The sequence below is a fragment of the Tardiphaga sp. 37S4 genome, assembly GCF_021044645.1.
GTDB lineage: Bacteria > Pseudomonadota > Alphaproteobacteria > Rhizobiales > Xanthobacteraceae > Tardiphaga > Tardiphaga robiniae.
Genome location: NZ_CP088008.1, coordinates 5381763 through 5405675, shown reverse-complemented (window position 1 = coordinate 5405675; position 23913 = coordinate 5381763). Strand labels below are relative to the sequence as shown.

Below are 23913 nucleotides of genomic sequence, written 5' to 3'. Positions count from 1 at the left end.
GGCAGGAGTCTGCGCTGCCCAGCCAACAAGGCGCCGAAATGGCTTTTACGCTTCACGATCTCGCCGACACCATCGACGCCCGCGCGGCGGCGGGTGGCGACGCGTCCTATACCCGTAAGCTGCTCGACAAGGGCGCGGAGCATTGCGCCAAGAAATTCGGCGAGGAAGCGGTCGAGACCGTGATCGCGGCGGTTGAGAACGATCGCACCAATCTGATCAATGAAAGTGCCGACCTGCTGTTTCATCTGCTGGTGCTGCTGAAAGCGCGCGGCGTAACGATTCAGGAGGTCGAGGCGGCGCTCGGTCAGCGCACGTCGCAATCCGGACTGCAAGAGAAAGCGTCGCGCAAGAGCGAGTAACAGCGTCGATCACAACGGGGACCGCTTCATGGATATGCGGGCAGACCAACAATACAATCCCTATCGGAATTTCTCGCGCGAGCAGTGGGCCAAGCTGCGCGACGATACGCCGATGACGCTGGAGGCCGGCGAGATCGCCGCCCTGCGTTCGATGTATGATCGCCTCGATCTGCGCGAGGTCGAAGAGATTTACCTGCCGCTGTCCCGCCTGCTTTCGATCTATGTCACGGCGACACAACGTCTGTATTACGCGCAGCGCAAGTTCCTCGGCATCGAGGATCGCAAGATGCCCTATATCATCGGCGTCGCCGGGTCGGTGGCTGTCGGCAAGTCGACCACCGCCCGCGTGCTGCAGGCACTGCTCGCAAGATGGTCGCCGCGGCCCAAGGTCGATCTCGTCACTACCGACGGCTTTCTCTATCCGAATGCGGTGCTTGAGCGCGAAGGCATCATGCAGAAGAAGGGCTTTCCCGAAAGCTACGATCTGCCAACGCTGCTACAGTTTCTCAGTGACATCAAAGCCGGCCGCAATGCCGTCCGCGCGCCTGTGTATTCGCATCTCACTTACGACGTGGTCCCAAACAAGTGGGTCGAGGTCGATCAGCCCGACATCCTGATCGTCGAAGGCGTCAATGTGCTACAGACCGGCCGCCTGCCGCGCGACGGCAAGGCGGTGCCTGTGGTCTCCGACTTCTTTGACTTCTCCGTCTATATCGACGCCGATGAGCCGGTACTGCGCGACTGGTATGTGAGACGGTTTCTGGCGCTGCGCGACACCGCATTCCACGATCCGCGATCCTACTTCAATCGCTACGCATTGCTGTCGGATGAAGAAGCGACGGCGACGGCGCTGGCGATCTGGGAGCGTACCAACCTCGCCAATCTCGAAGACAACATCCTGCCGACGCGGCCGCGTGCGACGCTTATCCTCAAAAAGGGCGCGGATCACGTGGTGGAAAACGTCGCGCTGCGTCGCCTCTAAGCGATTACGCCGCGTGGCGTGAGGTGTCCGTGCTGAAATGCTCGATATAGCGTGCGCCGATCGACGTCACCGGCATCACGATCAGAACGTCGGTGGTGCCGAACTGATGATCGATCACGGCGCCGTCGCCGATCATGGCGCCGATCCGTAGATAGCCTTTGATCAGCGGCGGTAGCGCACGAAGCGCCGCCTTGGTGTCGATGGCATCCGCGGCCATCCGGTTCATCTCGACATAGCGCGACGGATGCGCGCGGGCGCGCCAGGCTTCGGGCGCGCGGGCGTTGTGATGCAGGAACGACAGCGGCAGCGCGAGGCGATCCGGATCGGTGCCTTCAAAACTGGCGCAACCGATCATGACGTCGAACTTGTTCTGTCGCACGTAGCTCCAGATGCCCTGCCACAGTAATTCGACGGTGCGCTTGTTGCGGTAGCGCGGCAGCACGCAGGAGCGACCGAGTTCGAGGAAGCGCAGACCCGCATGGCGCTCGATCATCCCCGACAGATCGAATTCGCTGTCGGTATAGAAACCCCCGTTCTGCATGGCCGCCTCATGGCGTAGCAGGCGATAGGTGCCGACCACCGGCTGCTTGCCGGACAGTGTGGGCTTGGCATCGTGATCGACGACGAGAAGGTGATCGCAGATCTTGTCGAATGCATCCTTGTCGCGGCGTGCCAGCATGGTGGCGGCGTCGGCGATCGCGGTGCCGTTCTTGTAGAATACCTTGTAGCGCAGCCGCTGCGCGCGCTTCACGTCGCGCTTGTCCTGCGCGAGGCGAACTTCAAGCGGACCCATCCGGCCCAGAGAAGTCGTGGCGACCGGAATGCCGTTGGCGGGATGGAGATGCAGCGGCGGTTTGAACCAGGTGATCGCAGTCTGTGCGGCGGCGCTCATGTTCTGGGGCCGCAACATCTGCATGAAACCCTGCTTCGGTCGCACCAGTTCGTTGCCGTGCATGGCCATCCCCAACTCAATCGCCTTGTGCCGCAGGCATCACGCGAATCATCGATGCGGCCTATCCGCACCAGACATCACGGGCGTTCAACAGCCGTGTGACGGACGTGTTGCGGAGGTGTGACAGTGAAAGTGAGCTAGGCGGCGATATGCCGCGATGTAGCAAGTCCCTTGAGGGCTTCGGCGAGTTTATCGCGATCCAGCGGCTTCATCAGGAAGCCGTCCATGCCGGCTTCGAAACAGGCATAGCGATCTTCGACCAGTGCGTTCGCTGTGAGGGCCAGGATCGGGGTACGCCTGACGCGTTGACCGGCCTCGCGCGCGCGAATGCGTTTGGTGGTCTCGATGCCGTCGAGCTTTGGCATCTGGATATCCATCAGGACGAGGTCATAGGGCGTGCCTGCGGAGTCGGAGGCGAGCCAGGATTCCAGTGCCTCTTCGCCATTGGTGGTTACGACCGGCTTGTGGCCAAGCCGCGTTAGCAACGAGCGCATCAGTAGCGCGTTGATCTCGTTGTCTTCGGCGACCAGGATCGAGAGGCTGGGTGCCATCGCCTCCGTTAGTTCCGGTGTGGCCGGATCGCGATCCAACGGATCATCGGCGGCGATCGTCGGTGAGTCCGTCTGTAATGTCAGGCGCGCGGCGAGCGAGGTCGCACGCAGCGGCTTCACCAGATAGCCGGTGAACGCACTCGGCGTTGTGGGCTGCAGCTCATGACGCATCGCCGGCGTGAACAGCACGATCCGTCGCAGCGCGTGCGGAATTGCAGCGTTCGCAAGCTGCTCGGCAGCGTCAGCACCAAGAGCGCGATCGATCATGACGGCGTGCCATGAACGTTCGGGCAGCAGCGCTTGCGCGACGGCGAGATCGGAGACAGTGCAGGTCTGCGCGCCCCATCGCCCGAGTCGCAGGGCTGTGAGCGAAGCTTCGATGGTTTGTGGCGCCACCAGCATCACCGAAAGGCCCGTGAGATCCGGCGGCACGAAGGTCGCGGTGCCGCTGTCGGAAGCGGCGAGCGGGATAGACACTTCGAATGTCGAGCCGGCACCGAGCGTGCTCTGCAGCGTGATGCGGCCGTTCATGCGCTTGACGATGCGCTCGCTGATGCTGAGGCCAAGACCCGTTCCGCCATAATGGCGCGCGGTGCCCTCGTCTGCCTGTTCGAATTCGCGAAAGATGCGCTGCTGCGCATCCGGCGCGATGCCGATGCCGGTGTCGCGCACCAGGAAAGAGACTTCGTTCTGCCAGATGCCGGGTTCGACGATCAGCGCTACGCCGCCGGTCGCCGTGAACTTGATGGCATTGCCGGCGAGATTGAGCAGCACCTGGCGCAGGCGCGCCGCATCGCCCATCACTGTCAGCGGCAATCGCTCATCGACATAGGCCGCGATTTCGAGATTGCGTGCCTGCGCGCGCGGCGCCAGCAATTCGGTGATGTCCTCGATCAATCCGGCTAGTGCAAAGGGGCGATGTTCCAGATCGATCTTGCCGGCCTCGATCTTGGAGTAATCCAGTAGCTCCTCGATCAGCGACAGCAGCGCATCGCCGGAGGTCTTCACGGCCTTGGCGTACGTGATCTGTTCGGGGGTCAGCGGCGTATCGAGCAGCAAGCCGCTCATGCCGAGAATGCCGTTCAGCGGCGTGCGGATTTCATGCGACGCCATCGCAAGGAACCGTGACTTGGCGCGGTTGGCGGCATTGGCATGGTCGCGCGCTTCACCGAGGGCGCGCTCGGTCTGGGTGCGGTCGGTGACATCGCGTCCAACGCATTGCAACTCGGCGGGCTGGCCCGCATCGATCCGCACCAGACCTTCGCGCCAGGCGATCCAGCGCGGACCGGTCGCCGTGGCGATCTTCTGATCGTGCATGCTGGTGCCGTTGGGCTCGTTGGCGATATCGCCCTGCTCCAGCAGCGTGAGTTCGAAACGGCTGCCGATCAATGCTTCGCGTGATTGTTCCGCCAGCGCACAATAGGCATCGTTGACGAAGGTGATGCAGCCTTCGCTATTGCGGATTACGATCAGGTCGCCTTGCGCTTCGAACAGGCTGCGCGCGCGCTCTTCGGCTTCCTTCAATTCCCAGTTCCGGTCGACCAAGGCTTCATTATGCGCAGCCAGTTTGCGCATCCGTTTGCCCATGAAGCGCATGCGGATGCTCATGGTGGCCAGGGCGACGCAGGCCAGCGCGAACAGGAAGCTGGCGCCGATCGCAAAAGCGTGCGGGTCGTAACCTGAGTCTTTCGAGGTCGAACCTGAGATGAAACCATAGGCGCCACCGAAGGCAGCCGAGAACATCACGAAGGAGCGGATGACAAAAGCAAGCCACGGAAAACGGCGCGCAAAGCGGCGGAAGTAGACCTTGATCCGGAAGACACCTTTCGCCACAGATCAGCACTCCGGCTTGTCACATCATGGCTCGCGATTGCACGCGAATACAGGCCGCGATCAGGCGATCGCAGATCTCAGAAACAATGCGGGTATGTTGTTGCCAAGTGCTTGCGCGGTGGCAGTTTTGAATTTGCCCGCGCAGACATGGTTGATGAAGCGTTAATCCTCTTCTTAGAGGCTGGCCGCTGCCATCCGCGCCGGGCTGCGGCTGTGGGCGCTGACGATCAGCGCTGCGGCGTCGCGCGCCGTGAAGCTGCGAGATTTCACGAAGATCCGGTAGTCGGCGTCGCCCTGTTCCGACAGATAGATAACGGGCTCCGAACTCGCCGATGTGTCGGCAATGCCGATGAAGCGCGTCGCGGCCGTGACGGGGCAGGCATCGGGTTCCGCTGCATCGGCATCATCGAGCACGACAAAGTCGGCGGTTTCGGCGCTGTCGACGATCTGCACACGGACGGTCGCCTGCTGGGGATCGCTCGTGAAGCTGACATGCGATTGCGCCTGCCAGGGCATGGCGGCGATCTGGATGGTGGTCTCACCGGTGGAGATGCAGGGATGCGTTCCGCTCACGAGATCGCCGCGGGCGAGAAAGGCTGCTAGCGCCAGGGGAATCGTCGAGGCTAAAATCTTGAAACGCAGCATGACACGGTACTCGCCCTGGCCCCGCAATGCGGGGTTATGGTGAGCAGAGCGTAAACAAAACTCGTTACTATCGCGTTGACGTCCACATCAGTGGCGAGGAGGAGACGTCAAGCAGCTCGGCGAATGTCCTCCGCCAGCGCGCGATAAGACAACGCCTCGGCCAGATGCAGCCGCCCGATTTTCTCGGCGCCGTCGAGATCCGCCAGCGTCCGCGCCACGCGCAGTACGCGGTGATAACCGCGCGCGGTCAGTCGCATCGTTTCGGCGGCATCGCGCAACAATATCAGCCCCTGCGCATCCGGCTGCGCTACCGTTTCCAGCACAGAGGCGGGCGCGGAGGCATTGGTATGTGTGCCCGGCAATCCCGCCGCCGCATAGCGCATGGTCTGCAGATCGCGCGCGGCGGCGACACGCGCCGCGACTTCGGCGGAACCTTCCGACGGTGGCGGCAGAATGAGATCCGCCGCGGTCACCGCCGGGACTTCGATGCGCAGATCGATGCGATCCATCAAGGGGCCCGAGATGCGCGCCTGATAATCCGAGGTGCAGCGATCGATGCGGCCACGTTTGCAGGAGAAGCCCGGCTCGAACGCGTGACCGCAGCGGCATGGATTCATCGCAGCAACAAGCATAAAGCGCGCGGGATAGGTGACGCGGTGATTGGCGCGCGAGACCGCCACCTCGCCATTCTCAAGCGGCGCGCGCAGCGAATCCAGCACGCGCGGATCGAACTCCGGCAGTTCGTCGAGAAACAGCACGCCTTGATGCGCCAGCGAAATCTCGCCCGGCCGCGCGCGCAGGCCGCCGCCTGTGAGTGCGGCCATGCTGGCGGAATGATGCGGTGCGCGGAACGGCCGGCGTGAGGTGAGTGCGCCGTCCTTGATCTCGCCGGCCACCGACGCAATCATCGAGACTTCGAGGAGCTCCGCCGGCGATAGTGGCGGCAGGATCGACGGGAGCCGTGCCGCCAGCATGGATTTGCCTGATCCTGGACTCCCTGCCATCAGCAGGTGATGGCCGCCCGCGGCAGCGATCTCCAGCGCGCGCTTGGCGCTTTCCTGTCCCTTGATGTCGCGCAGATCCAGCAGCGTTTCCTCACGCGCATGTATCTTCGGCTGCGGCCGCGACAGAACCTGCGTGCCCTTAAAGTGATTGGCGATCTGGATCAGCGACGTCGCGGCGATGATCTGGATATCGGGACTGGCCCAGGCGGCTTCCGCGCCGCAGGCTTCTGGGCAGATCAATCCCTCGTCGCGCGCATTGGCGCCGATCGCTGCAGGCAGTACGCCAGCCACTGGCGCGAGCGAGCCATCGAGACCGAGTTCGCCGAGCACGGTAAAGCCTGTCAATGCATCCGGCGGAATCGCGCCGATCGCGGCCATCAATCCGAGAGCGATCGGCAGATCGTAATGGCTGCCTTCCTTGGGTAAGTCAGCGGGCGCGAGATTGACGATGATCCGCCGTGCCGGCAGCGCCAGACCCGAGGCGACCAGCGCGGCACGGACCCGTTCGCGCGCTTCGGATACTGCCTTGTCGGGCAGGCCGACGATCAAAAAATTCGGCAGACCGGGCACGACCTGAACCTGCACGTCGACCGCGCGGGCCTCGATCCCCTCAAAGGCTACGGTGGAAACCCGTTGAACCATGCCGCCCCCATTCGAGATGAGAGCGTAACCTAAGGTTGCTTCTACATCAAGAACAATCAGTGAACGAAATGTAGCGGTAAAGTATGCTGGTTTTGGCTGAAGTCGGCCATTGGCGTAGAAAATCTTAAACACGTCATGCAAAGCATCCTATCAGCTTCGAGACGAAGACCGGGTGCCCGCAGATGTCAGATCGCTTGTCGATGCCGCCAGACGCTCCGGATGACGCCGACCTGATCGCTGCGCTGAAGGCGCAGATCGAAGCCCAGCAAACCATCATCGACGAACAGGCTGCTTCGCTGGCGCATAGCCGGAAGATCTTCGATCGCTCCTCGGCTGCGGCACGAATCGGCGTCTGGGAATGCGACCTCTCCGATGAATCGCTGGTCTGGACCGATGTCGTCTATGACATCTTCGATCTACCGCGTGGCTCGACGCCGATTCGCGAGGAGGCGCTCGCCTGTTATCCCGAAGAATCCGTCAGGGAACTGACGAAGCGGCGCAGCAAGGCCATCGAGGATCGCACGGGCTTCAGTCTCGATGCGGAGATCATCACCTTCAAGGGCAACCGGCGCTGGATCAGGATCACGGCCACTGTCGAGTCGGTCGATGGCGTTGCCGTCCGCATCTTCGGCATGAAGCAAGACATCACCGAAGAGAAAATTCTGGCGGATCGCAATCGCTATCTCGCCGAATTCGATACGCTGACCGGCCTCGCCAATCGCAGCCAGTTTCAAACCAAGCTGTCGCTGTTCGATGCGGCGTCGGCCATCAAGGTGAAGCCGTTCGGCGCGCTGCTGTTGATCGATCTCGATGAATTCAAGCCGGTCAATGACTGTTTCGGCCACGCAGCGGGCGATGCCTGCCTGACCGTCGTTGCAAATCGAATTCGCAACATCTGTGCCGGTGCGGAACTGGTCGCACGACTCGGCGGTGACGAATTCGCGGTTCTGCTGGGGCCTCACGCGGAATTCGAGGAAGCCTCGGAGACGGCGCGTGCGATTGTGACGCAGTTGGGACTGCCGATTGATCATCGCGGACAACAGTTGCGGGTTGGCGCATCGGTCGGCATCGCGCTGGCCGATAACTGCACGTCATCGCAATTGGCAGCCATGGCCGATTCGGCGCTCTATGCGGCGAAGGATGCCGGACGTGGCACGTTCCGGATCTACAAACGCGGAGCGGAGAGACGTCCGAGGGACGCCTCATCCGCGGCGTGAGGATGAATTGCTGCGGAATTCCTGCGGCGGTCACTGTCTCAAGATCGCCGCAGGAAAGCCGCAGGATTTCCGCTAGAGATTCATCACCATCGGCTCGGCGATATAGCGGAAGCCGTCGCCTGATTTCACCACATGACCATAGCCCGGCCACGCGAAGTGATAGGACATCACGGCGGTCTTGTTGGCTGCGAGCATGTCGAGCATCTTCACCCGCGTCGCCGCCGCCATCTTCGGATCGGAGTCATAGGCGAACTCCATCCGCGGCTTCTCCAGCAGCAGCACCTGATGATGGGTGAGGTCGCCGAGGAAGGCGAAAGATTTCCCGTCCGACTGGATCATGAACATGTGGTGGCCGAACGTATGGCCAGGTGCATGCATGGCGGTGACGCCCGGCAGGAACTCCTGGCCGTCCTTGAAGAACACCAGGCGATCCTTCACCGGCAGCAGGTTCTTGCGCGCATGGACGATGAAGTCCTTGAGCGGCGAACCGAGCTTGCCTTCGTCGGTCCAGAACTTGAAGTCTTCCTCGCTGAGATAGATCTGCGCGTTGGGAAATAGCGGCTTGTCATTGGCATCGACGATGCCGCCGATATGATCGATATGGGCGTGCGAGCACACCACGGCATCGATATCGCCGGGCTTGATACCGGCTTCGGCCATACTTTTCTGCAGGCGACCCGTGGTGTTGCCGAACAGTTGCGACGTGCCCATGCCGGTGTCGAACAGGATCAGTCTGTCGCCCATGTTGACGATCGGCGCGTTCTGTTCGAGCACGACATTGCTGCTGCTGAGGAAATTATCCGTCAGCATCTTCTGCACGTCTTCCTTGGGTACGCCGACGAATGTGCCGGAGGGATCGCCGAGCGGCAAAGGTCCGTCGGAGACAACGGTGACTTCCGCGCTGCCTAACATGAAACGGTGGAAGTAGGGCGCCTGTGTGCCGAGCTTTGGTGCCTTGGCCGATGCGCTGCCGATGAGGCCGGGAGCGAGAAGATTTGCGCCCAAACCAGCGCCGAGCGAGAGCAGGGACCTTCGCGAAACTTCTGAAGTCATGCGTTTCTCCACTGATATGCTTTTGCTTGCCGCCACATGTAGCGGGCCGCTCGATTGGTCGAGCGTGCATCGGCATGCTGCGCTTGCCGTCCATGACTGGCAAGCAAAAGCAGCAGGCGGAGAATTGCGACAAATGGAATTCAAACTGCTGCGTCAAGTATTGACGCAGCGCAGCGAGTGACGCGAGCGGAGTTTACTTCCGCTTCGCTTCGATCACGTCCCAGACCCGCGCCGCGACATCCGGTCCGCCAAGCTTGGCGATGGCGCGAATGCCCGTGGGCGACGTCACGTTGATCTCGGTGAGATTGCCATCGATCACGTCGATGCCGACGAACAGCAGACCGAGATTACGCAGTGCCGGTCCGACACGTTCGCAGATTTCGCGCTCACGCGGCGAGAGTTCGGTGGCCTTGGCGGCGCCGCCACGCACCATGTTGGAGCGCAAATCGTCTTCAGCCGGCACGCGGTTCACGGCACCCGCGAATTCGCCGTCGATCAGGATGATGCGCTTGTCACCATGCTTCACTTCGGGGAGGAAGCGCTGGATGACCCACTGCTCCTTGAAGGTCACGGAGAACAGATCGTAGAGCGAACCGAAATTCATGTCCTGCGGCAGCACGCGAAACACCGCTGCGCCGCCATGGCCATGCAGCGGCTTCATCACCACAGCGCCATGCTCGGCGCGGAATGCATTAATCTCGTCCTTGTCGCGCGAGATTAGCGTCGGCGGCATCAGGTCCGAGAAGCCCATCACGAAAATCTTCTCCGGCGCGTTGCGCACCGAGGCCGGATCATTGACCACCAGCGTTTTCGGATGAATGCGCTCGAGCAGATGCGTCGAGGTGATGTAAGCGAGATCGAATGGCGGGTCCTGCCGCAGCAACACCACGTCGAAGGATTCCATGTTGGTGCGGGTGGGATCGCCGAGGGTGAAATAATCGCCCTCGATATCGCGCACCGACAGCGATTGCACTGGCGCCACCACGTCATTGCCGCGCAGCGAGAGCTTGTCCGGCGTGTAATAGGACAGTTTGTGGCCACGCTTCTGGGCTTCCAGCAACATCGCGAAGGTCGAATCGCCCTTGTGATTGATGCGCGCAATGGGGTCCATCTGGACGGCGACGTTCAAGGTCATGCTGGGGTCCGGAATTGTGGTCGGGAAGGCGAAAACTCAGGTACTGGCGTCGAATGCCGCTAACAGATGGCGTGGCAAATGTCTTGGCGCAATCAGCACGACGTCGAAACGCAGGTCGAATTCCGCATGTTCGGGATGCGTCATCAGCCAGGCCTGGGCGGCATCCATGATCCGGGCCTGCTGGCGGGGCGTCACGGCATAGGCGGCCTCGTCCAGGCTGGCGCGGGCCTTCACCTCGACAAAGGCGATCAGGCTGCGTTTCTTGGCGACAATGTCGATCTCGCCATGGGGGGTACGAAAGCGGCGGGCGAGGATGCGGTAGCCCTTGGCCAGCAGCAAGGCAGCGGCACGGCTTTCGGCGGAGAGGCCGGTATTGAACGCGGCAACGCGTTCCGGCGCTGACGGTCTGGCCGCGGGCTTCGGCGCGGAGACTTTGTCAGTCTTCGTCATCGCCGGAGTCCCTGTGAATCTCCTTCGCCAGTTCCAGCGCGCGAGCATAGACGGCGCGGCGCGGCCGGCCGGACAGTTCGACCGCATGTGCCACGGCATCCTTGACGCTGTCGCGCTGCAACGAGCTGCGCAGCAGGGCATCGAGATCGTCCTCGGTCATGGCCTGCGCATCCGCAGCCGGTGGCCCGATGACGAGCACGAATTCACCGCGGGTCTCCAGCCCATCGGCCCCCTTGGCCAGATCGGCAATCGCTCCGCGATTGACCTCTTCATGCATCTTGGTGAGTTCACGGCAGATCGCCGCATCGCGGTTGCCCATGATGTCTGCGAGATCGGCCAGCGTGTCCTGCACGCGGTTGCCGGAGTCGAACATCACCAGCGTGGCATCGATGCCAGCCAGCTCGGTCAGGCGGGATCGCCGCGCCATCTGCCGCGATGGCAGAAAACCCTCGAAGAAAAAGCGATCCGTCGGCAGGGCAGAGACGGCCAGCGCGGCTAGCACCGAGGACGGCCCCGGCAGCGAAATCACATTGAAGCCTGCTGCAGTCACTTCCCGCACGAGTTTGAAGCCCGGGTCGGAAATCAATGGCGTGCCGGCATCGGACACCAGTGCGATGGACGCGCCCTGCGACAGTTTTTCAAGAATTTTTGGCCGTGCCTGTTCGGCATTGTGCTCATGATATTGCTTGAGTGTGCCGGTGATCCCGTAGCGCTCGGTCAGGCGGCGGGTGATGCGGGTGTCTTCGCAGGCGATGATATCGACCCCCGCCAGGGTCTCCAGCGCGCGCAGGGTGATGTCGCCAAGATTGCCGATCGGCGTGGCTACGAGATGCAGCCCCGGAACAGCTTTCGGTGCCATGAGCAGATGGCCGGAGACCGTGAAGGTCCGGGCCGACGGCGCCGCGGCGTCCGCAGGCGATGAGGAGAGGGGTGTTGCGCGCATGGCGGCAATGTAGAGCGAATTGCGCCAAAGGGGGACAGCCGTTTTTTGGGCGTTTGGCCGTGGTTCATTCCCGTCGTGCTAATCCAGCCGCGGTGACGGGGTATGCCGGACATAAAGCTTTTGTTTTGGTTAACTTATCGCCGACAATATGTCTGAATCCGCGCCTCACACTATATAGTGGGTGACGAGGCGGGCCGATCTGATACGGCCGAAAGAAGAGAAGTGATGGCGGATCCGTTCGACCCCAAATCCAGGACCAAGGGCGCAACACGGCGGACGGCTGTCGGCCTGCTGCTGGGCGCGCCGCTGCTCGGAGCCTGCGCGGGTGTGCAATCGACGCTGACCAATGCGTTTGGCACCGGATCGACGGCGCCATCGGGACCGCCTGCCGGACCGGCGCAGCAGTCGCAAGCCATCGGCACCGGGGGCACGAAAGTCGGACTGATCCTGCCGCTGTCGGCTTCCGGCAATGCTGGCGTCGCCGCGCAGTCGATGAAGAACGCCGCCGAAATGGCGCTCACCGAATTCCAGAATCCCAGCATTCAACTCCTGATCAAGGACGACAATGGCAGTGCGCAGGGCGCCCAGCAGGCCGCCCAGCAGGCGCTCGACGAAGGATCCGAAATCATTCTCGGACCGTTGTTTGCGCTGTCAGTGCCGGCCACCGCGCAGCTCACGCGCGCGCGCAACGTGCCGGTGATCGCGTTCTCGACCGATTCCAGCGTCGCCGGCCGTGGTGTCTATTTGCTCAGCTTCCTGCCCGAGTCCGACGTCAATCGCATCGTCGATTACGCCGCGGGCACGGGCAAACGCTCCTTTGCGGCGATGCTGCCCGAGAATGCCTATGGCAATGTGGTCGAAGTTGCGTTCAAGCAGGCTGTCGCGCGCAAGGGTGGCCGCGTCGTCGCTTTTGAGCGCTATGGTGCTGACCGCTCCAGCGCAGCACGCAACATTGCCGCATCCCTCACCGGCGCCGACGCGTTGTTCATTGCTGACGATGGCGACGCGGTTGTCGCAACGGCTGATGCCTTGACTGCGGCGGGTGCCAATCTGCGCAATGTGCAATTGCTCGGCACGGGCCTGTGGGACAACCCGCGCGTCTTCAACAGCGCGGCGCTGCAGGGCGGTCTCTATGCCGCGCCAGATCCTGCAGGGTTTCGTGCCTTTGCGGGCCGTTACCGCGCGAAATATGGCGGCGATCCCGTGCGTACAGCGACGCTTGCTTACGATGCGGTGGCGCTGGTCGCCGCTTTGGCGCGCACCCAGGGCGGACAGCGCTTCGCACCTGAAACGCTCACCAATCCATCAGGCTTTGCCGGCATCGATGGCCTGTTCCGGTTCCGCAGCGATGGCGGTAACGATCGCGGCCTCGCCGTGATGAAGGTCGCGTCGGGTGGTGGTCAGGCCGTGGCGGGCTCGCCGAAGAGCTTCGGGGCTTAGCGCCTACGCCGCCAGATCTGCCACGACAGCATCGAGCACAGGGAAGCCCTCCTGCGTCACGCGCAGGCGACCGTTCTGTTCCACGACGATGGCGCCTTCCTCGCGCAGGATCTGGATACGTTTCTCGTCCAGCGCGCGGCCGGATAGCATCTGATAGCGTGCGGGATCGATGCCTTCGGCAAGGCGCAGGCCCATCAGCAGATATTCGTCGGCGCGTTCTTCGCTATTGAGCAACTCATCCGATGTGACACCGTGGCCGTTGTCTTCCACGCGCATTACCCAGGCTTCCGGCCGCTTTTCGGTGGCGATGGCATGTCTGACACCGTCGATGTCAAGGCGGCCATGGGCGCCAGGCCCGATGCCGGCATATTCCTGGCCGCGCCAATAGACGAGATTGTGTTTGCACTCCGCGCCGGGGCGAGCGTGGTTGGAAATCTCGTAGAACGGCAGGCCCTGCTGTGCGCAGACTTCCTGCGTCACGTCATAAAGTGCGCGCGCGAGGCCCTCGTCGGGGGTCTTGAGCTTGCCGGCGGCGTGCAACCCGAAGAACGGCGTGCCTTCCTCGATGGTCAGCTGATATAGCGATAGATGCTCGGCGGCTTCCGAGATGGCGAGCTTGAGTTCGTCGGTCCACATCTGCGGGGTCTGGTCGGGGCGCGCATAGATCAGATCGAACGAATACCGATCGAACGCGCTGCGCGCGATGGCCACGGCATCGAGTGCCTCGCGCGCCGTATGCAAACGTCCCAGTGATTTCAGCGACGCATCGTCAAGCGCTTGTACGCCGAGCGACACGCGGTTGACGCCGGCCTCGCGATAACCGCGAAAGCGCGTCGCTTCGACGGAGGTCGGGTTAGCTTCGAGTGATACTTCGACGTCGGAGGCAACGTTCCAGTATTTTCCGATCGAATCCAGAATCGCGCCGACGGTCTGCGGCTGCATCAGCGACGGCGTGCCGCCGCCGAGAAAGATCGACGTCACGGTGCGGCCTGGCGTGCGGGCAGCCGTGGTTTCGATCTCCCGTGCGAAGGCCCGCGCGAAACGTACTTCGTCGACGGCGTGATGACGGACGTGGCTGTTGAAGTCGCAATACGGGCACTTCGACAAGCAGAACGGCCAGTGCACATAGACGCCGAAAGCGTCCTGCTGTGCGTCAGCGGGGTTCAAGGCAGATCTCCGCGAGTTTCACGAATGCCCTGGCGCGATGCGACAAGCCCTCGCCGAGTGGCGGCAACCCGTGCTTCTCGACCGCGGTCATTTCGCCATAGGTGCGGGTGTGACCATCGGGCAGGAATGTCGGATCGTAGCCGAAGCCGGCAGTGCCGCGCGGCGGCCAGACCAGCGTGCCATGGGCGTGCGCTTCGACTTCCTCGAGATGACCGTCGGGCCACGCCACGCAGAGTGCCGAGACGAAATGCGCGGTGCGCTTGTCAGGCGAGGTCGCGCCGCGCTCCTGCAACAGGCGTTCGATCCGCGTCATCGCGCCGGTGAAGTCCTTGGACTCGCCGGCCCAGCGCGCCGAGAAGATGCCGGGTGCGCCGTCGAGGGCATCGACGACGAGGCCTGAATCATCCGCGAAGGCCGGCAATTGCGCGACATTGGCCGCGGCAATCGCCTTGATGGCGGCATTGGCCTTGAAGGTGTCGCCGGTCTCGTCGGGCTCGGCGAGGTCGAGTTCGCCGGCCGATACTGCTTCGATGCCATAGGGCGCCAGGAGATCGCGCATCTCGGCAAGCTTGCCGGGATTGTGGGTGGCGATGACGAGCTTCCCAGTGATTCGACGATGCATGATGCGAGTCTACGCCTGCTTGATGACTTGCGGAATCACGCGATGGCCATTTTCTGCAGTTCGACGAGGCGTCCGACGCCCTTTTGCGCCAGGGCCATCAGCTTCAGGAACTCGTCCTGCGTGAACGGCGTCTTCTCGGCGGTGCCCTGCACCTCGATGATGCGCCCGTCGCCGGTCATCACGAAATTGGCGTCGGTGTCGGCCTCGGAATCCTCGGCGTAGTCCAGATCAAGCACCGGTGTGCCCTGATAGATGCCGCAGGAAATTGCCGCGATATTGTCGCGCAGCACGTTGCCGCCGCCGTTCTTGAACATGTTGCGGTTCTTCATCCACGAGATGCAGTCGGCCAGCGCAACCCATGCGCCGGTGATCGACGCCGTACGGGTGCCCCCATCGGCCTGGATCACGTCGCAGTCGATGGTGATCTGGCGTTCGCCGAGCGCTTCGAGGTCGACGGCAGCGCGCAGCGAGCGGCCGATCAGGCGCTGGATCTCGACGGTGCGGCCGCCCTGCTTGCCGGATGCGGCTTCGCGGCGGGTGCGTTCCAGCGTGGCGCGGGGCAGCATGCCGTATTCGGCGGTGACCCAGCCGCGGCCCTGGCCCTTGAGCCATGGCGGCAGGCGCTCTTCCAGCGTGGCGGTCACCAGCACATGAGTGTCGCCGAATTTCACCATGCAGGAACCTTCGGCATATTTGACCACGCCGCGTTCCAGCGACACGGCGCGCAGTTCATCGGGCGCACGACGGCTTGGTCGCATGAGAAAATCCTTCCAAATGTCCAGAGAAAGCCTGTTCGCGGTGCTTTTAGGGGCCACGGACCGCAGCGGCAAGGGCAGGGCAGGTTCCACAACCGCAATGGTGCTTGTATCCGGGGGCTCGGGGCGACAGATTAGGTCCTCAAGGAGTACCCTGTGGCCCACCACGATCCGATCGGCCTGATTTCGCCGCATGCCGGGCTCGCCCAGCTCAATGAGCGATCGCGTGAGATCTTCCGGCAGATCGTCGAGAGCTATCTCGCCACCGGCGAACCTGTCGGTTCGCGCAATATTTCGCGCCTGATCACGGTTCCGCTGTCGCCGGCCTCGGTCCGCAACGTCATGTCGGACCTGGAGCAGCTCGGCCTGATCTATGCGCCGCATACCTCTGCAGGACGGCTGCCGACCGAACTCGGACTGCGGTTTTTTGTCGATGCCTTGATGCAGGTCGGTGACCTCACCGAGCCGGAGCGGCAATCGATCCAGCAGCAACTGTCCTCGGTGGGGCGCTCGCAGACGGTGGAGGCGGCGCTCGGCGAGGCGCTGACGCAGCTGTCCGGGCTGACCCGCGCGGCAGCGGTGGTTCTGACCGCCAAGTCCAATGTGCGGCTGAAACACATCGAATTCGTCCGTCTGGAGCCCGAAAAGGCGCTGGTCGTGTTGGTCGCCGAGGATGGCCAGGTCGAAAATCGCGTGCTGACCCTGCCGCCCGGCGTGCCATCGTCGGCGCTGAACGAGGCGTCGAACTTCCTCAATGCCCGGATTCGCGGCCGCACGCTGGCTGAGGCCCGGCTGGAGCTGGAGACGGCGCTGACCCAGAACCAGATCGAACTCGATCAGCTGACCCAGAAGGTCATTGCCGCCGGCATTGCCAGCTGGTCGGGTGGCGAGAAGGACGATAGGCAGCTGATCGTGCGCGGCCAGGCCAATCTGCTCGAGGATCTCCATGCGCTGGAGGATCTTGAACGCGTTCGCCTCCTGTTCGACGATCTCGAAGCCAAGCGCGAGGTGATCGACCTTCTCGGCCGGGCGGAGACGGCCGAAGGTGTCCGCATCTTCATCGGCTCGGAAAACAAGCTGTTCTCGCTGTCCGGCTCGTCCACGATCATTGCGCCCTACAGCGATGGCGCCGGCCATATTGTGGGCGTTCTCGGTGTCATCGGGCCGACCCGGCTGAACTATGCGCGGGTGATCCCGATGGTAGATTACGCGGCGCGCATCGTCAGCCGCATGCTCGGGGGCTGACAGATCGGCCGAATCCGGCCGGTTGTGCTTGATTTTCGGCGCTCAAACCCCGATATCCCGCTCAGCAATCCCACCATTTTGGCGTGTTTTTGAGAAGGCAGCGTGATGACTGATTCCAATGGGCAGAACGACAATCAGGACAAGACGGCAGCGGCCGCCGATCCGGTGGTCTCCAAGCCCTACATCATGCCGGACGATCCGGAACCGAATTCGGTCGAGGCCCTGACCAAGGAAGCCGCGGAATCGCGCGACAAGATGCTGCGCACGCTGGCGGAGATGGAAAATCTGCGCAAGCGGACCCAGAAGGAAGTCGCCGACGGCCGCACCTATGCGATCGCCAATTTTGCGCGCGAAGTGCTCGATATCGCCGACAGTCTGCAGCGCGCCCTCGATGCCGTGCCTGCCGACACCAAGGCCGCGGCCGATCCGGGCCTGAAGGCGCTCCTCGAAGGCGTGGAACTCACCGAGCGCTCGCTGCTCAACACGCTGGAAAAGAACGGCGTGAAGAAGTTCGACCCGTCGGGCGAGAAGTTCGATCCGAATTTCCAGCAGGCGATGTACGAAGTGCCCGACGCTTCCGTGCCTGCGGGCACCGTCGTTCAGGTCGTGCAGGCCGGCTACACCATTGGCGAGCGCGTGCTGCGCCCGGCGCTGGTCGGTGTCTCGAAGGGCGGCGCCAAGGTTGCACCTGTTTCGGAGTAACAGAGCCTCTGGCTGTCATCACCCGCGAAAGCGGGTGATCCAGTACACGCCGGTCTCAGTGAGTGATCACAAGCGCCGGTGATTACTGGGTCGCCCGATCCCAGCGCGCAATTGCGTGCCAGGTCGGGCGATGACAATGAGAGTATGGGTCAAGCCGCCAGATCGCCCGACTGAATACGCTTCACGCCGGCCTTGTTCATGTCGGCCCAGGCTTTGGCCAGTGAGCCCTGCGTGTCGATGCCGCGGCAGGCATCTTCGACTACATAGACATCGAAACCTGCTTTTCGCGCATCGAGCGCGGACCACGCGACACAGAAGTCGGTGGCGAGGCCGACGATAAATACGCGCTGCAATTTGCGGGCTTTCAGATAGGCGGCAAGACCGGTGGTGGTCTTTCCGTCAGCCTCGGTAAACGCCGAATAGCTGTCGACGTCCTTGTTGAAGCCCTTGCGCAGGATCAGCTCGGTATGCGGGATCGCGAGATCCTTCGACAGCGCAGCCCCTTCAGTGCCCTGCACGCAGTGATCCGGCCACAGCACCTGCTTGCCGTATTTCACCTCAAGGGTCTCAAACGGCTTCTTGCCGCTGTGGCTGGATGCGAAGGAGATATGGCCCGGCGTGTGCCAGTCCTGCGTCATCACCACATCGGCGAATTTCTTTGCGATGGCGTTGATGACCGGCACGACCTTGTCGCCGTCCTTCACCGCAAGGCTGCCACCGGGCAGGAAGCAGTTCTGCACGTCGATCACCAGCAACACGGATGTACGATCGAGGCTGACCTTGCCAGCGGCGGATAGTGTTTTGGGAGCTAGGCTGGTCATGGCTAAGGCTCCAAGCCCCCCGAAAACCTGACGTCTGTTGAGCATCGCGAAATTCCCCGTACCGAATTGGCCAAGCAAATCAGGTCACGGGGAGCTCGTAAAGCGGGCCGTGAGGACGGTCGTGCGTTCTTTAGCGCGGCTCGATGCCGTCACGCACGGCGCGGAAGCGCGGAAACGCCTTGGCCCAATCATCGCGCGGTGCGCTTGCAATAATGCGCATCGTGATTTTGCCGCCGCCGAAGCGCAGCCACTGCACAACGCTGACCGGCGTGTTGTTCTTGCCGCTGACGGCGTCGATACGGGTCTCCCAGCCTGCCATGCCGTCGATCCGCTGCGGCTCCGACATGGTGATGCGGCCTTCGCGCAGGCCGGGAATCGTGCCTGCGGCCTGCTGGGCAAAGCGGCCGCGATCTTCAGCCTTTTCCGGCGCGGAGGCCAGGCTGCCGATCACCACAAAAGGACTCGTTTCGATGCTGTTCTCGTCGCTCGAGTCGGCCAGCAATAGCGCGGCACCCGGCGCCAGCGTGCGGACGGTCTTGAAGTCGCTCATTTCCGAGACCTTGAACGGCATCAGACCGAGTTGTTCTGCCAGCGGGACTTCCTTGCGGACCACGGCGGATGAGAGCATCTGGCGCACCGCGTCGTCGGTGTAGATTTTCTGGGCGTTTTCCGGGACTTGCACGGCGACATAGCCGGAGAAGGTCCCGCCGCCGACGATCATCGAATAGCGCCTGACATTGCCGGTCGCGTCCTTGGCGTTCTCGATCGTGTAGAAGGCCTTTCCGGCCGTGGTCTCGATGCTCTCGGGCTTCGCGGCCATACCAGCCGGATTGGCCTTGAACGCGGTCTCGACCTCGTTGAAGGCGGCGGCTGGCAGCTCGGTCACTAGCACCTTGACGCCCTGATCGGAGGTCTCGAAGCCGACAAAGGTCTTTGCCGGGGCGAGGCCAACCAGCGGGGCCAGACCCACACGGACACCCGGCGGGAAGACGGGGTCAGCCGCCAAAGCGGGGCGGTGGGCGACCGAAATGGCCGTCAGCATGGTCAAGGCGAACAGGGGCGCAGCATGTTTCATGAAAAATCTACTGGGTTTGCATTGAGGCTGTTCGATGGTGCGGGGCTCCGGCCTTGGTCGCCGCGCGCCCGGTCGGAAAGGGCTTTCACGGTTGTCCTGTTCCGCCAACAGATCAAGCCATAAATCCGTTCCCGGCGCCGTCCGCGCCCATCCGTCGCGTATTGGCGAAACAACCGCCAAGGGTCTGTTTCACCAAATATTAATTTCGCGCATCGGTCGTGTTTTCATGGGTCTGGAGTGTGCCAGATGCCTTGCGGCCACCACCCCCCCTCCTATATGAGGCCTACCGTCGCAATATCGCGAATAGTTGATGTTTGGGGGTTGGGAGCGGGGTGCCGTCAGGGCCCAGCCAACCTGCCGCAGAAAAAGGATATGAGAGCATGGGAAAGGTCATCGGTATCGACCTCGGTACGACGAATTCCTGCGTCGCCGTCATGGATGGCAAAACGCCGAAGGTCATCGAGAACGCAGAAGGCATGCGGACCACGCCGTCCATCGTGGCTTTTACCGATGATGGCGAGCGCCTCGTCGGCCAGCCGGCCAAGCGCCAGGCAGTTACCAATCCCGAGCGCACCATTTTCGCGGTGAAGCGCCTGATCGGCCGCCGCTATGACGATCCGACCGTCGAGAAGGACAAGAAGCTCGTCCCCTACAAGATTGCCAAGGGTGGCAATGGCGACGCCTGGGTCGAAGTCGACGGTAAAACCTATTCGCCCTCGCAGATCTCCGCCTTCACGCTGCAGAAGATGAAGGAGACCGCGGAGGCTCACCTCGGCCAGAAGGTCGAGCAGGCCGTCATCACCGTGCCCGCTTACTTCAACGACGCCCAGCGTCAGGCCACCAAGGATGCCGGCAAGATCGCTGGCCTCGAAGTGCTGCGCATCATCAATGAGCCGACTGCGGCTGCGCTCGCTTACGGCCTCGACAAGTCGAAGTCCGGCACCATCGCGGTGTATGACCTCGGCGGCGGCACCTTCGACGTCTCGATCCTTGAGATCGGCGACGGCGTGTTCGAAGTGAAGTCCACCAACGGCGACACGTTCCTCGGCGGTGAAGACTTCGACATGCGTCTGGTCGGCTACCTCGCCGACGAGTTCAAGAAAGAGCAGGGCATCGACCTGCGCAACGACAAGCTGGCGCTGCAGCGTCTGAAGGAAGCTGCTGAAAAAGCGAAGATCGAGCTGTCGTCGACGACCCAGACCGAAATCAACCTGCCGTTCATCACGGCGGATGCCTCCGGTCCGAAGCATCTGACGCTGAAGCTGACCCGCGCCAAGTTCGAAGCGCTGGTCGACGATCTCGTGCAGAAGACCATCGAGCCCTGCCGCAAGGCACTCAAGGACGCTGGTCTGACCGCCGGTGAAATCGGCGAAGTGGTTCTGGTCGGCGGCATGATCCGCATGCCGAAGATCCAGGAAGTCGTGAAGCAGTTCTTCGGCAAGGAGCCCCACAAGGGCGTCAACCCGGATGAAGTCGTGGCCATCGGCGCCGCCATTCAGGCCGGCGTGCTGCAGGGCGACGTCAAGGACGTGCTGCTGCTCGACGTGACCCCGCTGTCGCTGGGCATCGAGACGCTGGGTGGCGTGTTCACCCGCATCATCGAGCGCAACACGACGATCCCGACCAAGAAGAGCCAAGTGTTTTCGACGGCCGAGGACAACCAGAACGCCGTCACCATCCGGGTCTTCCAGGGTGAGCGCGAAATGGCGGCCGACAACAAGCCGCTCGGCCAGTTCGACCTGATGGGCATTCCGCCGGCTCCGCGCGGCATGCCGCAGGTCGAGGTGACCTTCGACATCGACGCCAACGGCATCGTCAACGTGTCGGCGAAGGACAAGGCGACCAATAAGGAACAGCAGATCCGGATTCAGGCATCCGGCGGTCTGTCCGAGTCCGACATCCAGAAGATGGTCAAGGACGCCGAAGCCAACGCTGCCGAGGACAAGAAGCGTCGTGAGGCTGTCGATGCCAAGAACCACGGCGATGCCCTCGTGCATTCGACCGAGAAGGCTCTCGGCGAGCATGGCGACAAGGTTGGTGAGACCGAGCGCCGCGCCATCGAGGATGCCATGAGCGACCTGAAGGAAGCTCTGAAGGGTGATGATGCCGAGGCGATCAAGGCCAAGACCAACACGCTGGCGCAGGCTTCGATGAAGCTCGGCGAAGCGATGTACACCCAGCAGGCCGAGGCTGACGCCAAGCGCGATGCCGAGAAGGATGACGTGGTCGACGCCGAGTTCACGGAAGTCGACGACGACAAGCCGAAAAAGTCGGCCTGATAGGCGAGCGGAACGATGACCCTCATCCTGAGTAGCGCGGTGCGCGTCTCGAAGGATGAGGGTTGTTTTTTGTCAGGCGGGCCTTGTTAGGCAAGTTTTGTTAGTGCGGGAGTAGCATCTTCATCGATGCGTTCTTCTGGGATGCTCCTCGGGATGAGGACCAATTTCGGGCGGATCTGACTGATGTCCACCAAGCAATGTTATTACGAGACGTTGGAAGTCGAGCGCGGCGCGAATGATGCGACCCTGAAGACGTCGTTTCGCAAGCTTGCGATGAAATGGCATCCGGACAAGAATCCAGGCGATGCCGCCGCTGAAGTGAAGTTCAAGGAAATTGCCGAGGCCTACGACGTCCTCAAGGACGGCGACAAGCGCGCGGCCTATGACCGTTATGGCCATGCCGCCTTCGAACAGGGCAATGGTGGCGGCGGTGGTCCGGGCTTCGGATCCGGCTTCGCCTCCTCCTTCTCCGACATTTTCGAAGACCTGTTCGGCATGGCCGGACAGCGCGGCGGTGGCCGCAGCGGCGGCCGCGAGCGCGGGGCCGATCTTCGCTACAACATGGAAATCACGCTGGAGGAAGCTTACTCCGGCAAGACCGCACAGATCGAGATTCCGGTCGCGGTGACCTGCGAAGCCTGCTCCGGCACCGGCGCCAAGGCAGGAACCAAGCCGAAGGCCTGTTCGACCTGTGGCGGTGCCGGCCGCGTCCGTCAGGCCCAGGGCTTCTTCACGCTGGAAAGGACCTGCCCGAGCTGTCAGGGCCGCGGTCAGATGATCGAGGATCCGTGCCCGAGCTGCTCCGGCGCCGGCCGCGTCGAGCGCGAGCGCACGCTCTCGGTCAACATTCCGGCGGGCGTCGAGGACGGCACCCGCATTCGTCTTGCCAATGAAGGCGAAGCCGGCGCGCGCGGTGGTCCGTCGGGCGATCTCTATATTTTCCTGTCGCTGGCCTCGCACGACTTCTTCCAGCGCGATGGCGCGGACCTGCATTGCCGCGTGCCGATATCGATGGTGACTGCGGCGCTGGGCGGCGAATTCGAAGTGCCGACCATCGAAGGCGGGCGCAACAAGGTCAAGGTTCCCTCGGGCACCCAGTCCGGGCGCCGCTTCCGCGTTTCGTCGAAGGGCATGCCGGTGCTGCGTTCGCGCCAGACCGGTGACATGTATGTCCAGGTCGTCGTGGAAACGCCGCAGAACCTGACGAAAAAGCAGCAGGAGCTGCTGGCCGAATTCGAGAAACTATCTTCGGGTGCAACGCAACCTGAAGCCGCGGGTTTCTTCACTAAGGTCAAGGACTTCTTCGGAACGCGGACAGGCTCCTGACGTTGGAAGCTTGACCGTTTCTATTGTTGCCTATACCTCTTTATGACGAAATTCTGACGTTCCGCACGTTCCGCGGTCTGCCTGGAAGCGACATGCCTCTGCACTCGTCCGCGCGTACGTTGAAGAAGCCGCTCCGTCTCGACGACGAGGTTCGCTTCCTCCGTTCATGGATCGATAAGCCGCTGCATATGGGTGCCGTGATGCCGTCGGGCAAAGCTCTTGCCCGCACGATGGCGCAATATGTCGACAATGACGCGACCGGTCCGGTCATCGAACTTGGACCCGGCACCGGCGCGATCACCTCTGCGCTCGTCGCGCATGGGGTGGACCAGAAGCGTCTGGTGCTCGTCGAATTCAATCCCACCTTTTGCGCACTGCTGCGTGAGCGTTACCCGCAGGCGACGATCGTTCAGGGCGACGCCTACACATTGCGCGATACCCTGTGGGATGTGTTGAAAGAGCCCGCCTCCGCCGTCGTCTCCGGCCTGCCGCTGGTCACCAAGCCGATGCTGACGCGCCTCAAGCTGATCCGCGATGCCTTCGCGGCGATGTCGCCGAACGCGCCCTTCGTGCAGTTCACCTATTCGGTGGCGCCGCCGATCCCCAAATCGCTGCCCGGCGTGTCCACAGAGGCCTCCGAGCGGATCTGGATGAACCTTCCGCCGGCGCGCGTCTGGGTGTATCGCAAACGCTAGTGCCGGCCGCGATCGCGCGG

Annotated in this window: 23 protein-coding genes; 10 read left to right on the top strand and 13 right to left on the bottom strand. The window is 62.6% G+C overall.

Annotation, left to right across the window (positions count from 1 at the left end; translation table 11 throughout):
* Positions 1-38: 38 nt before the first annotated feature.
* Complete coding sequence (locus LPB73_RS25635; RefSeq protein ID WP_089263096.1) at positions 39-359, top strand: phosphoribosyl-ATP diphosphatase; 321 nt, start codon at positions 39-41, stop codon at positions 357-359.
* A gap of 28 nt (positions 360-387) precedes the next feature.
* Positions 388-1341 (top strand): type I pantothenate kinase, encoded by a 954-nt coding sequence (gene coaA / locus LPB73_RS25630; RefSeq protein ID WP_089263094.1) that lies wholly within the window; start codon positions 388-390, stop codon positions 1339-1341.
* Between the two features lie 4 nt (positions 1342-1345).
* Here coaA and LPB73_RS25625 read toward each other — a convergent pair whose 3' ends face one another.
* The 4 genes from LPB73_RS25625 to LPB73_RS25610 form a co-directional block, all read right to left on the bottom strand.
* Positions 1346-2296 (bottom strand): GNAT family N-acetyltransferase, encoded by a 951-nt coding sequence (locus LPB73_RS25625; protein ID WP_175369619.1) that lies wholly within the window; start codon positions 2294-2296, stop codon positions 1346-1348.
* Positions 2297-2430: 134 nt separating this feature from the next.
* On the bottom strand, positions 2431-4677 hold the full coding sequence (locus tag LPB73_RS25620; RefSeq protein WP_231078634.1) for an ATP-binding protein: 2247 nt from the start codon (positions 4675-4677) through the stop codon (positions 2431-2433).
* Between the two features lie 174 nt (positions 4678-4851).
* Positions 4852-5322, bottom strand: a complete 471-nt coding sequence (locus tag LPB73_RS25615) for a hypothetical protein (RefSeq protein ID WP_231078633.1) — start codon at positions 5320-5322, stop codon at positions 4852-4854.
* Between the two features lie 107 nt (positions 5323-5429).
* Positions 5430-6968 (bottom strand): YifB family Mg chelatase-like AAA ATPase, encoded by a 1539-nt coding sequence (locus LPB73_RS25610; RefSeq protein WP_231078632.1) that lies wholly within the window; start codon positions 6966-6968, stop codon positions 5430-5432.
* Positions 6969-7150: 182 nt separating this feature from the next.
* Here LPB73_RS25610 and LPB73_RS25605 point away from each other — a divergent pair, with 182 nt between their 5' ends.
* Entirely contained in the window at positions 7151-8185 is a 1035-nt protein-coding gene (locus LPB73_RS25605) for a diguanylate cyclase domain-containing protein (RefSeq protein ID WP_231078631.1), read from the top strand.
* A gap of 72 nt (positions 8186-8257) precedes the next feature.
* On the opposite strand, the gene LPB73_RS25600 is transcribed toward LPB73_RS25605, so the two are convergent.
* Positions 8258-9238 (bottom strand): MBL fold metallo-hydrolase, encoded by a 981-nt coding sequence (locus tag LPB73_RS25600; RefSeq protein ID WP_089263086.1) that lies wholly within the window; start codon positions 9236-9238, stop codon positions 8258-8260.
* Between LPB73_RS25600 and LPB73_RS25595 the strand changes: the two genes are divergently transcribed.
* Positions 9237-9419 carry a hypothetical protein gene (locus LPB73_RS25595; RefSeq protein WP_141137046.1) on the top strand — a complete coding sequence of 61 codons (183 nt, stop codon included), beginning with the start codon at positions 9237-9239 and terminating at the stop codon, positions 9417-9419. The two genes, LPB73_RS25600 and LPB73_RS25595, sit on opposite strands and share 2 nt — an antisense overlap.
* Positions 9420-9431: 12 nt before the next feature.
* Here LPB73_RS25595 and gshB read toward each other — a convergent pair whose 3' ends face one another.
* The 3 genes from gshB to rsmI are packed head-to-tail and all read right to left on the bottom strand — an operon-like array spanning position 9432 to position 11766.
* Positions 9432-10373 carry a glutathione synthase gene (gene gshB / locus LPB73_RS25590; RefSeq protein WP_231078630.1) on the bottom strand — a complete coding sequence of 314 codons (942 nt, stop codon included), beginning with the start codon at positions 10371-10373 and terminating at the stop codon, positions 9432-9434.
* 36 nt (positions 10374-10409) lie between these two features.
* Positions 10410-10823, bottom strand: a complete 414-nt coding sequence (locus LPB73_RS25585) for a YraN family protein (protein ID WP_231078629.1) — start codon at positions 10821-10823, stop codon at positions 10410-10412.
* Positions 10810-11766 (bottom strand): 16S rRNA (cytidine(1402)-2'-O)-methyltransferase, encoded by a 957-nt coding sequence (gene rsmI / locus LPB73_RS25580; protein ID WP_231078628.1) that lies wholly within the window; start codon positions 11764-11766, stop codon positions 10810-10812. The genes LPB73_RS25585 and rsmI overlap by 14 nt, the downstream gene beginning before the upstream one ends.
* Positions 11767-11991: 225 nt before the next feature.
* On the opposite strand from rsmI, the gene LPB73_RS25575 reads away from it, so the two are divergent.
* A complete protein-coding gene (locus tag LPB73_RS25575) occupies positions 11992-13206 on the top strand; it encodes a penicillin-binding protein activator (RefSeq protein ID WP_231078627.1) in 1215 nt (404 codons plus the stop codon).
* Between the two features lie 3 nt (positions 13207-13209).
* On the opposite strand, the gene hemW is transcribed toward LPB73_RS25575, so the two are convergent.
* Genes hemW through rph form a run of 3 tightly spaced genes read right to left on the bottom strand, consistent with a single transcriptional unit; the run spans position 13210 to position 15753 of the window.
* Positions 13210-14373 carry a radical SAM family heme chaperone HemW gene (hemW, locus tag LPB73_RS25570; protein WP_231078626.1) on the bottom strand — a complete coding sequence of 388 codons (1164 nt, stop codon included), beginning with the start codon at positions 14371-14373 and terminating at the stop codon, positions 13210-13212.
* Positions 14360-14995, bottom strand: coding sequence for an RdgB/HAM1 family non-canonical purine NTP pyrophosphatase (gene rdgB, locus LPB73_RS25565; protein WP_231078625.1), 636 nt, complete (start codon positions 14993-14995; stop codon positions 14360-14362). The genes hemW and rdgB overlap by 14 nt, the downstream gene beginning before the upstream one ends.
* A 35-nt stretch (positions 14996-15030) precedes the next feature.
* Positions 15031-15753, bottom strand: a complete 723-nt coding sequence (gene rph, locus LPB73_RS25560; RefSeq protein WP_093757824.1) for a ribonuclease PH — start codon at positions 15751-15753, stop codon at positions 15031-15033.
* 153 nt (positions 15754-15906) lie between these two features.
* Here rph and hrcA point away from each other — a divergent pair, with 153 nt between their 5' ends.
* Together hrcA and grpE are read left to right on the top strand one after the other, a co-directional pair.
* On the top strand, positions 15907-16995 hold the full coding sequence (gene hrcA / locus LPB73_RS25555) for a heat-inducible transcriptional repressor HrcA (protein ID WP_068730256.1): 1089 nt from the start codon (positions 15907-15909) through the stop codon (positions 16993-16995).
* A gap of 105 nt (positions 16996-17100) precedes the next feature.
* A complete protein-coding gene (grpE, locus tag LPB73_RS25550; RefSeq protein WP_231078624.1) occupies positions 17101-17697 on the top strand; it encodes a nucleotide exchange factor GrpE in 597 nt (198 codons plus the stop codon).
* A 149-nt stretch (positions 17698-17846) separates the two neighbouring features.
* Here the strand turns inward: grpE and pncA are convergent, their stop codons facing one another.
* Positions 17847-18563, bottom strand: coding sequence for a bifunctional nicotinamidase/pyrazinamidase (pncA, locus tag LPB73_RS25545; protein ID WP_231078623.1), 717 nt, complete (start codon positions 18561-18563; stop codon positions 17847-17849).
* Positions 18564-18648: 85 nt separating this feature from the next.
* Positions 18649-19593 carry a hypothetical protein gene (locus LPB73_RS25540; RefSeq protein ID WP_231078622.1) on the bottom strand — a complete coding sequence of 315 codons (945 nt, stop codon included), beginning with the start codon at positions 19591-19593 and terminating at the stop codon, positions 18649-18651.
* Positions 19594-19973: 380 nt separating this feature from the next.
* On the opposite strand from LPB73_RS25540, the gene dnaK reads away from it, so the two are divergent.
* The 3 genes from dnaK (at position 19974) to LPB73_RS25525 (ending at position 23893) form a co-directional block, all read left to right on the top strand.
* The gene (gene dnaK, locus LPB73_RS25535; RefSeq protein WP_068730261.1) at positions 19974-21872 is read left to right on the top strand and encodes a molecular chaperone DnaK; all 1899 of its coding nucleotides are present in this window, start codon (positions 19974-19976) and stop codon (positions 21870-21872) included.
* Between the two features lie 183 nt (positions 21873-22055).
* On the top strand, positions 22056-23198 hold the full coding sequence (dnaJ, locus tag LPB73_RS25530) for a molecular chaperone DnaJ (protein WP_092140889.1): 1143 nt from the start codon (positions 22056-22058) through the stop codon (positions 23196-23198).
* 92 nt (positions 23199-23290) lie between these two features.
* Positions 23291-23893: a class I SAM-dependent methyltransferase gene (locus LPB73_RS25525; protein ID WP_093757830.1), complete on the top strand. Its 603-nt coding sequence runs from the start codon at positions 23291-23293 to the stop codon at positions 23891-23893.
* The last annotated feature ends 20 nt before the right edge of the window (positions 23894-23913 follow it).

Coding starts and splice junctions, on each gene's coding strand:
- LPB73_RS25635 (WP_089263096.1), top strand. CDS start 39: ATGGCTTTTACGCTTCACGATCTCGCCGACACCATCGACGCCCGCGCG.
- coaA (WP_089263094.1), top strand. CDS start 388: ATGGATATGCGGGCAGACCAACAATACAATCCCTATCGGAATTTCTCG.
- LPB73_RS25625 (WP_175369619.1), bottom strand. CDS start 2,296: ATGCACGGCAACGAACTGGTGCGACCGAAGCAGGGTTTCATGCAGATG.
- LPB73_RS25615 (WP_231078633.1), bottom strand. CDS start 5,322: ATGCTGCGTTTCAAGATTTTAGCCTCGACGATTCCCCTGGCGCTAGCA.
- LPB73_RS25610 (WP_231078632.1), bottom strand. CDS start 6,968: ATGGTTCAACGGGTTTCCACCGTAGCCTTTGAGGGGATCGAGGCCCGC.
- LPB73_RS25605 (WP_231078631.1), top strand. CDS start 7,151: ATGTCAGATCGCTTGTCGATGCCGCCAGACGCTCCGGATGACGCCGAC.
- LPB73_RS25595 (WP_141137046.1), top strand. CDS start 9,237: ATGCGTTTCTCCACTGATATGCTTTTGCTTGCCGCCACATGTAGCGGG.
- LPB73_RS25600 (WP_089263086.1), bottom strand. CDS start 9,238: ATGACTTCAGAAGTTTCGCGAAGGTCCCTGCTCTCGCTCGGCGCTGGT.
- gshB (WP_231078630.1), bottom strand. CDS start 10,373: ATGACCTTGAACGTCGCCGTCCAGATGGACCCCATTGCGCGCATCAAT.
- LPB73_RS25585 (WP_231078629.1), bottom strand. CDS start 10,823: ATGACGAAGACTGACAAAGTCTCCGCGCCGAAGCCCGCGGCCAGACCG.
- rsmI (WP_231078628.1), bottom strand. CDS start 11,766: ATGCGCGCAACACCCCTCTCCTCATCGCCTGCGGACGCCGCGGCGCCG.
- LPB73_RS25575 (WP_231078627.1), top strand. CDS start 11,992: ATGGCGGATCCGTTCGACCCCAAATCCAGGACCAAGGGCGCAACACGG.
- rdgB (WP_231078625.1), bottom strand. CDS start 14,995: ATGCATCGTCGAATCACTGGGAAGCTCGTCATCGCCACCCACAATCCC.
- rph (WP_093757824.1), bottom strand. CDS start 15,753: ATGCGACCAAGCCGTCGTGCGCCCGATGAACTGCGCGCCGTGTCGCTG.
- grpE (WP_231078624.1), top strand. CDS start 17,101: ATGACTGATTCCAATGGGCAGAACGACAATCAGGACAAGACGGCAGCG.
- pncA (WP_231078623.1), bottom strand. CDS start 18,563: ATGCTCAACAGACGTCAGGTTTTCGGGGGGCTTGGAGCCTTAGCCATG.
- LPB73_RS25540 (WP_231078622.1), bottom strand. CDS start 19,593: ATGAAACATGCTGCGCCCCTGTTCGCCTTGACCATGCTGACGGCCATT.
- dnaK (WP_068730261.1), top strand. CDS start 19,974: ATGGGAAAGGTCATCGGTATCGACCTCGGTACGACGAATTCCTGCGTC.
- dnaJ (WP_092140889.1), top strand. CDS start 22,056: ATGTCCACCAAGCAATGTTATTACGAGACGTTGGAAGTCGAGCGCGGC.
- LPB73_RS25525 (WP_093757830.1), top strand. CDS start 23,291: ATGCCTCTGCACTCGTCCGCGCGTACGTTGAAGAAGCCGCTCCGTCTC.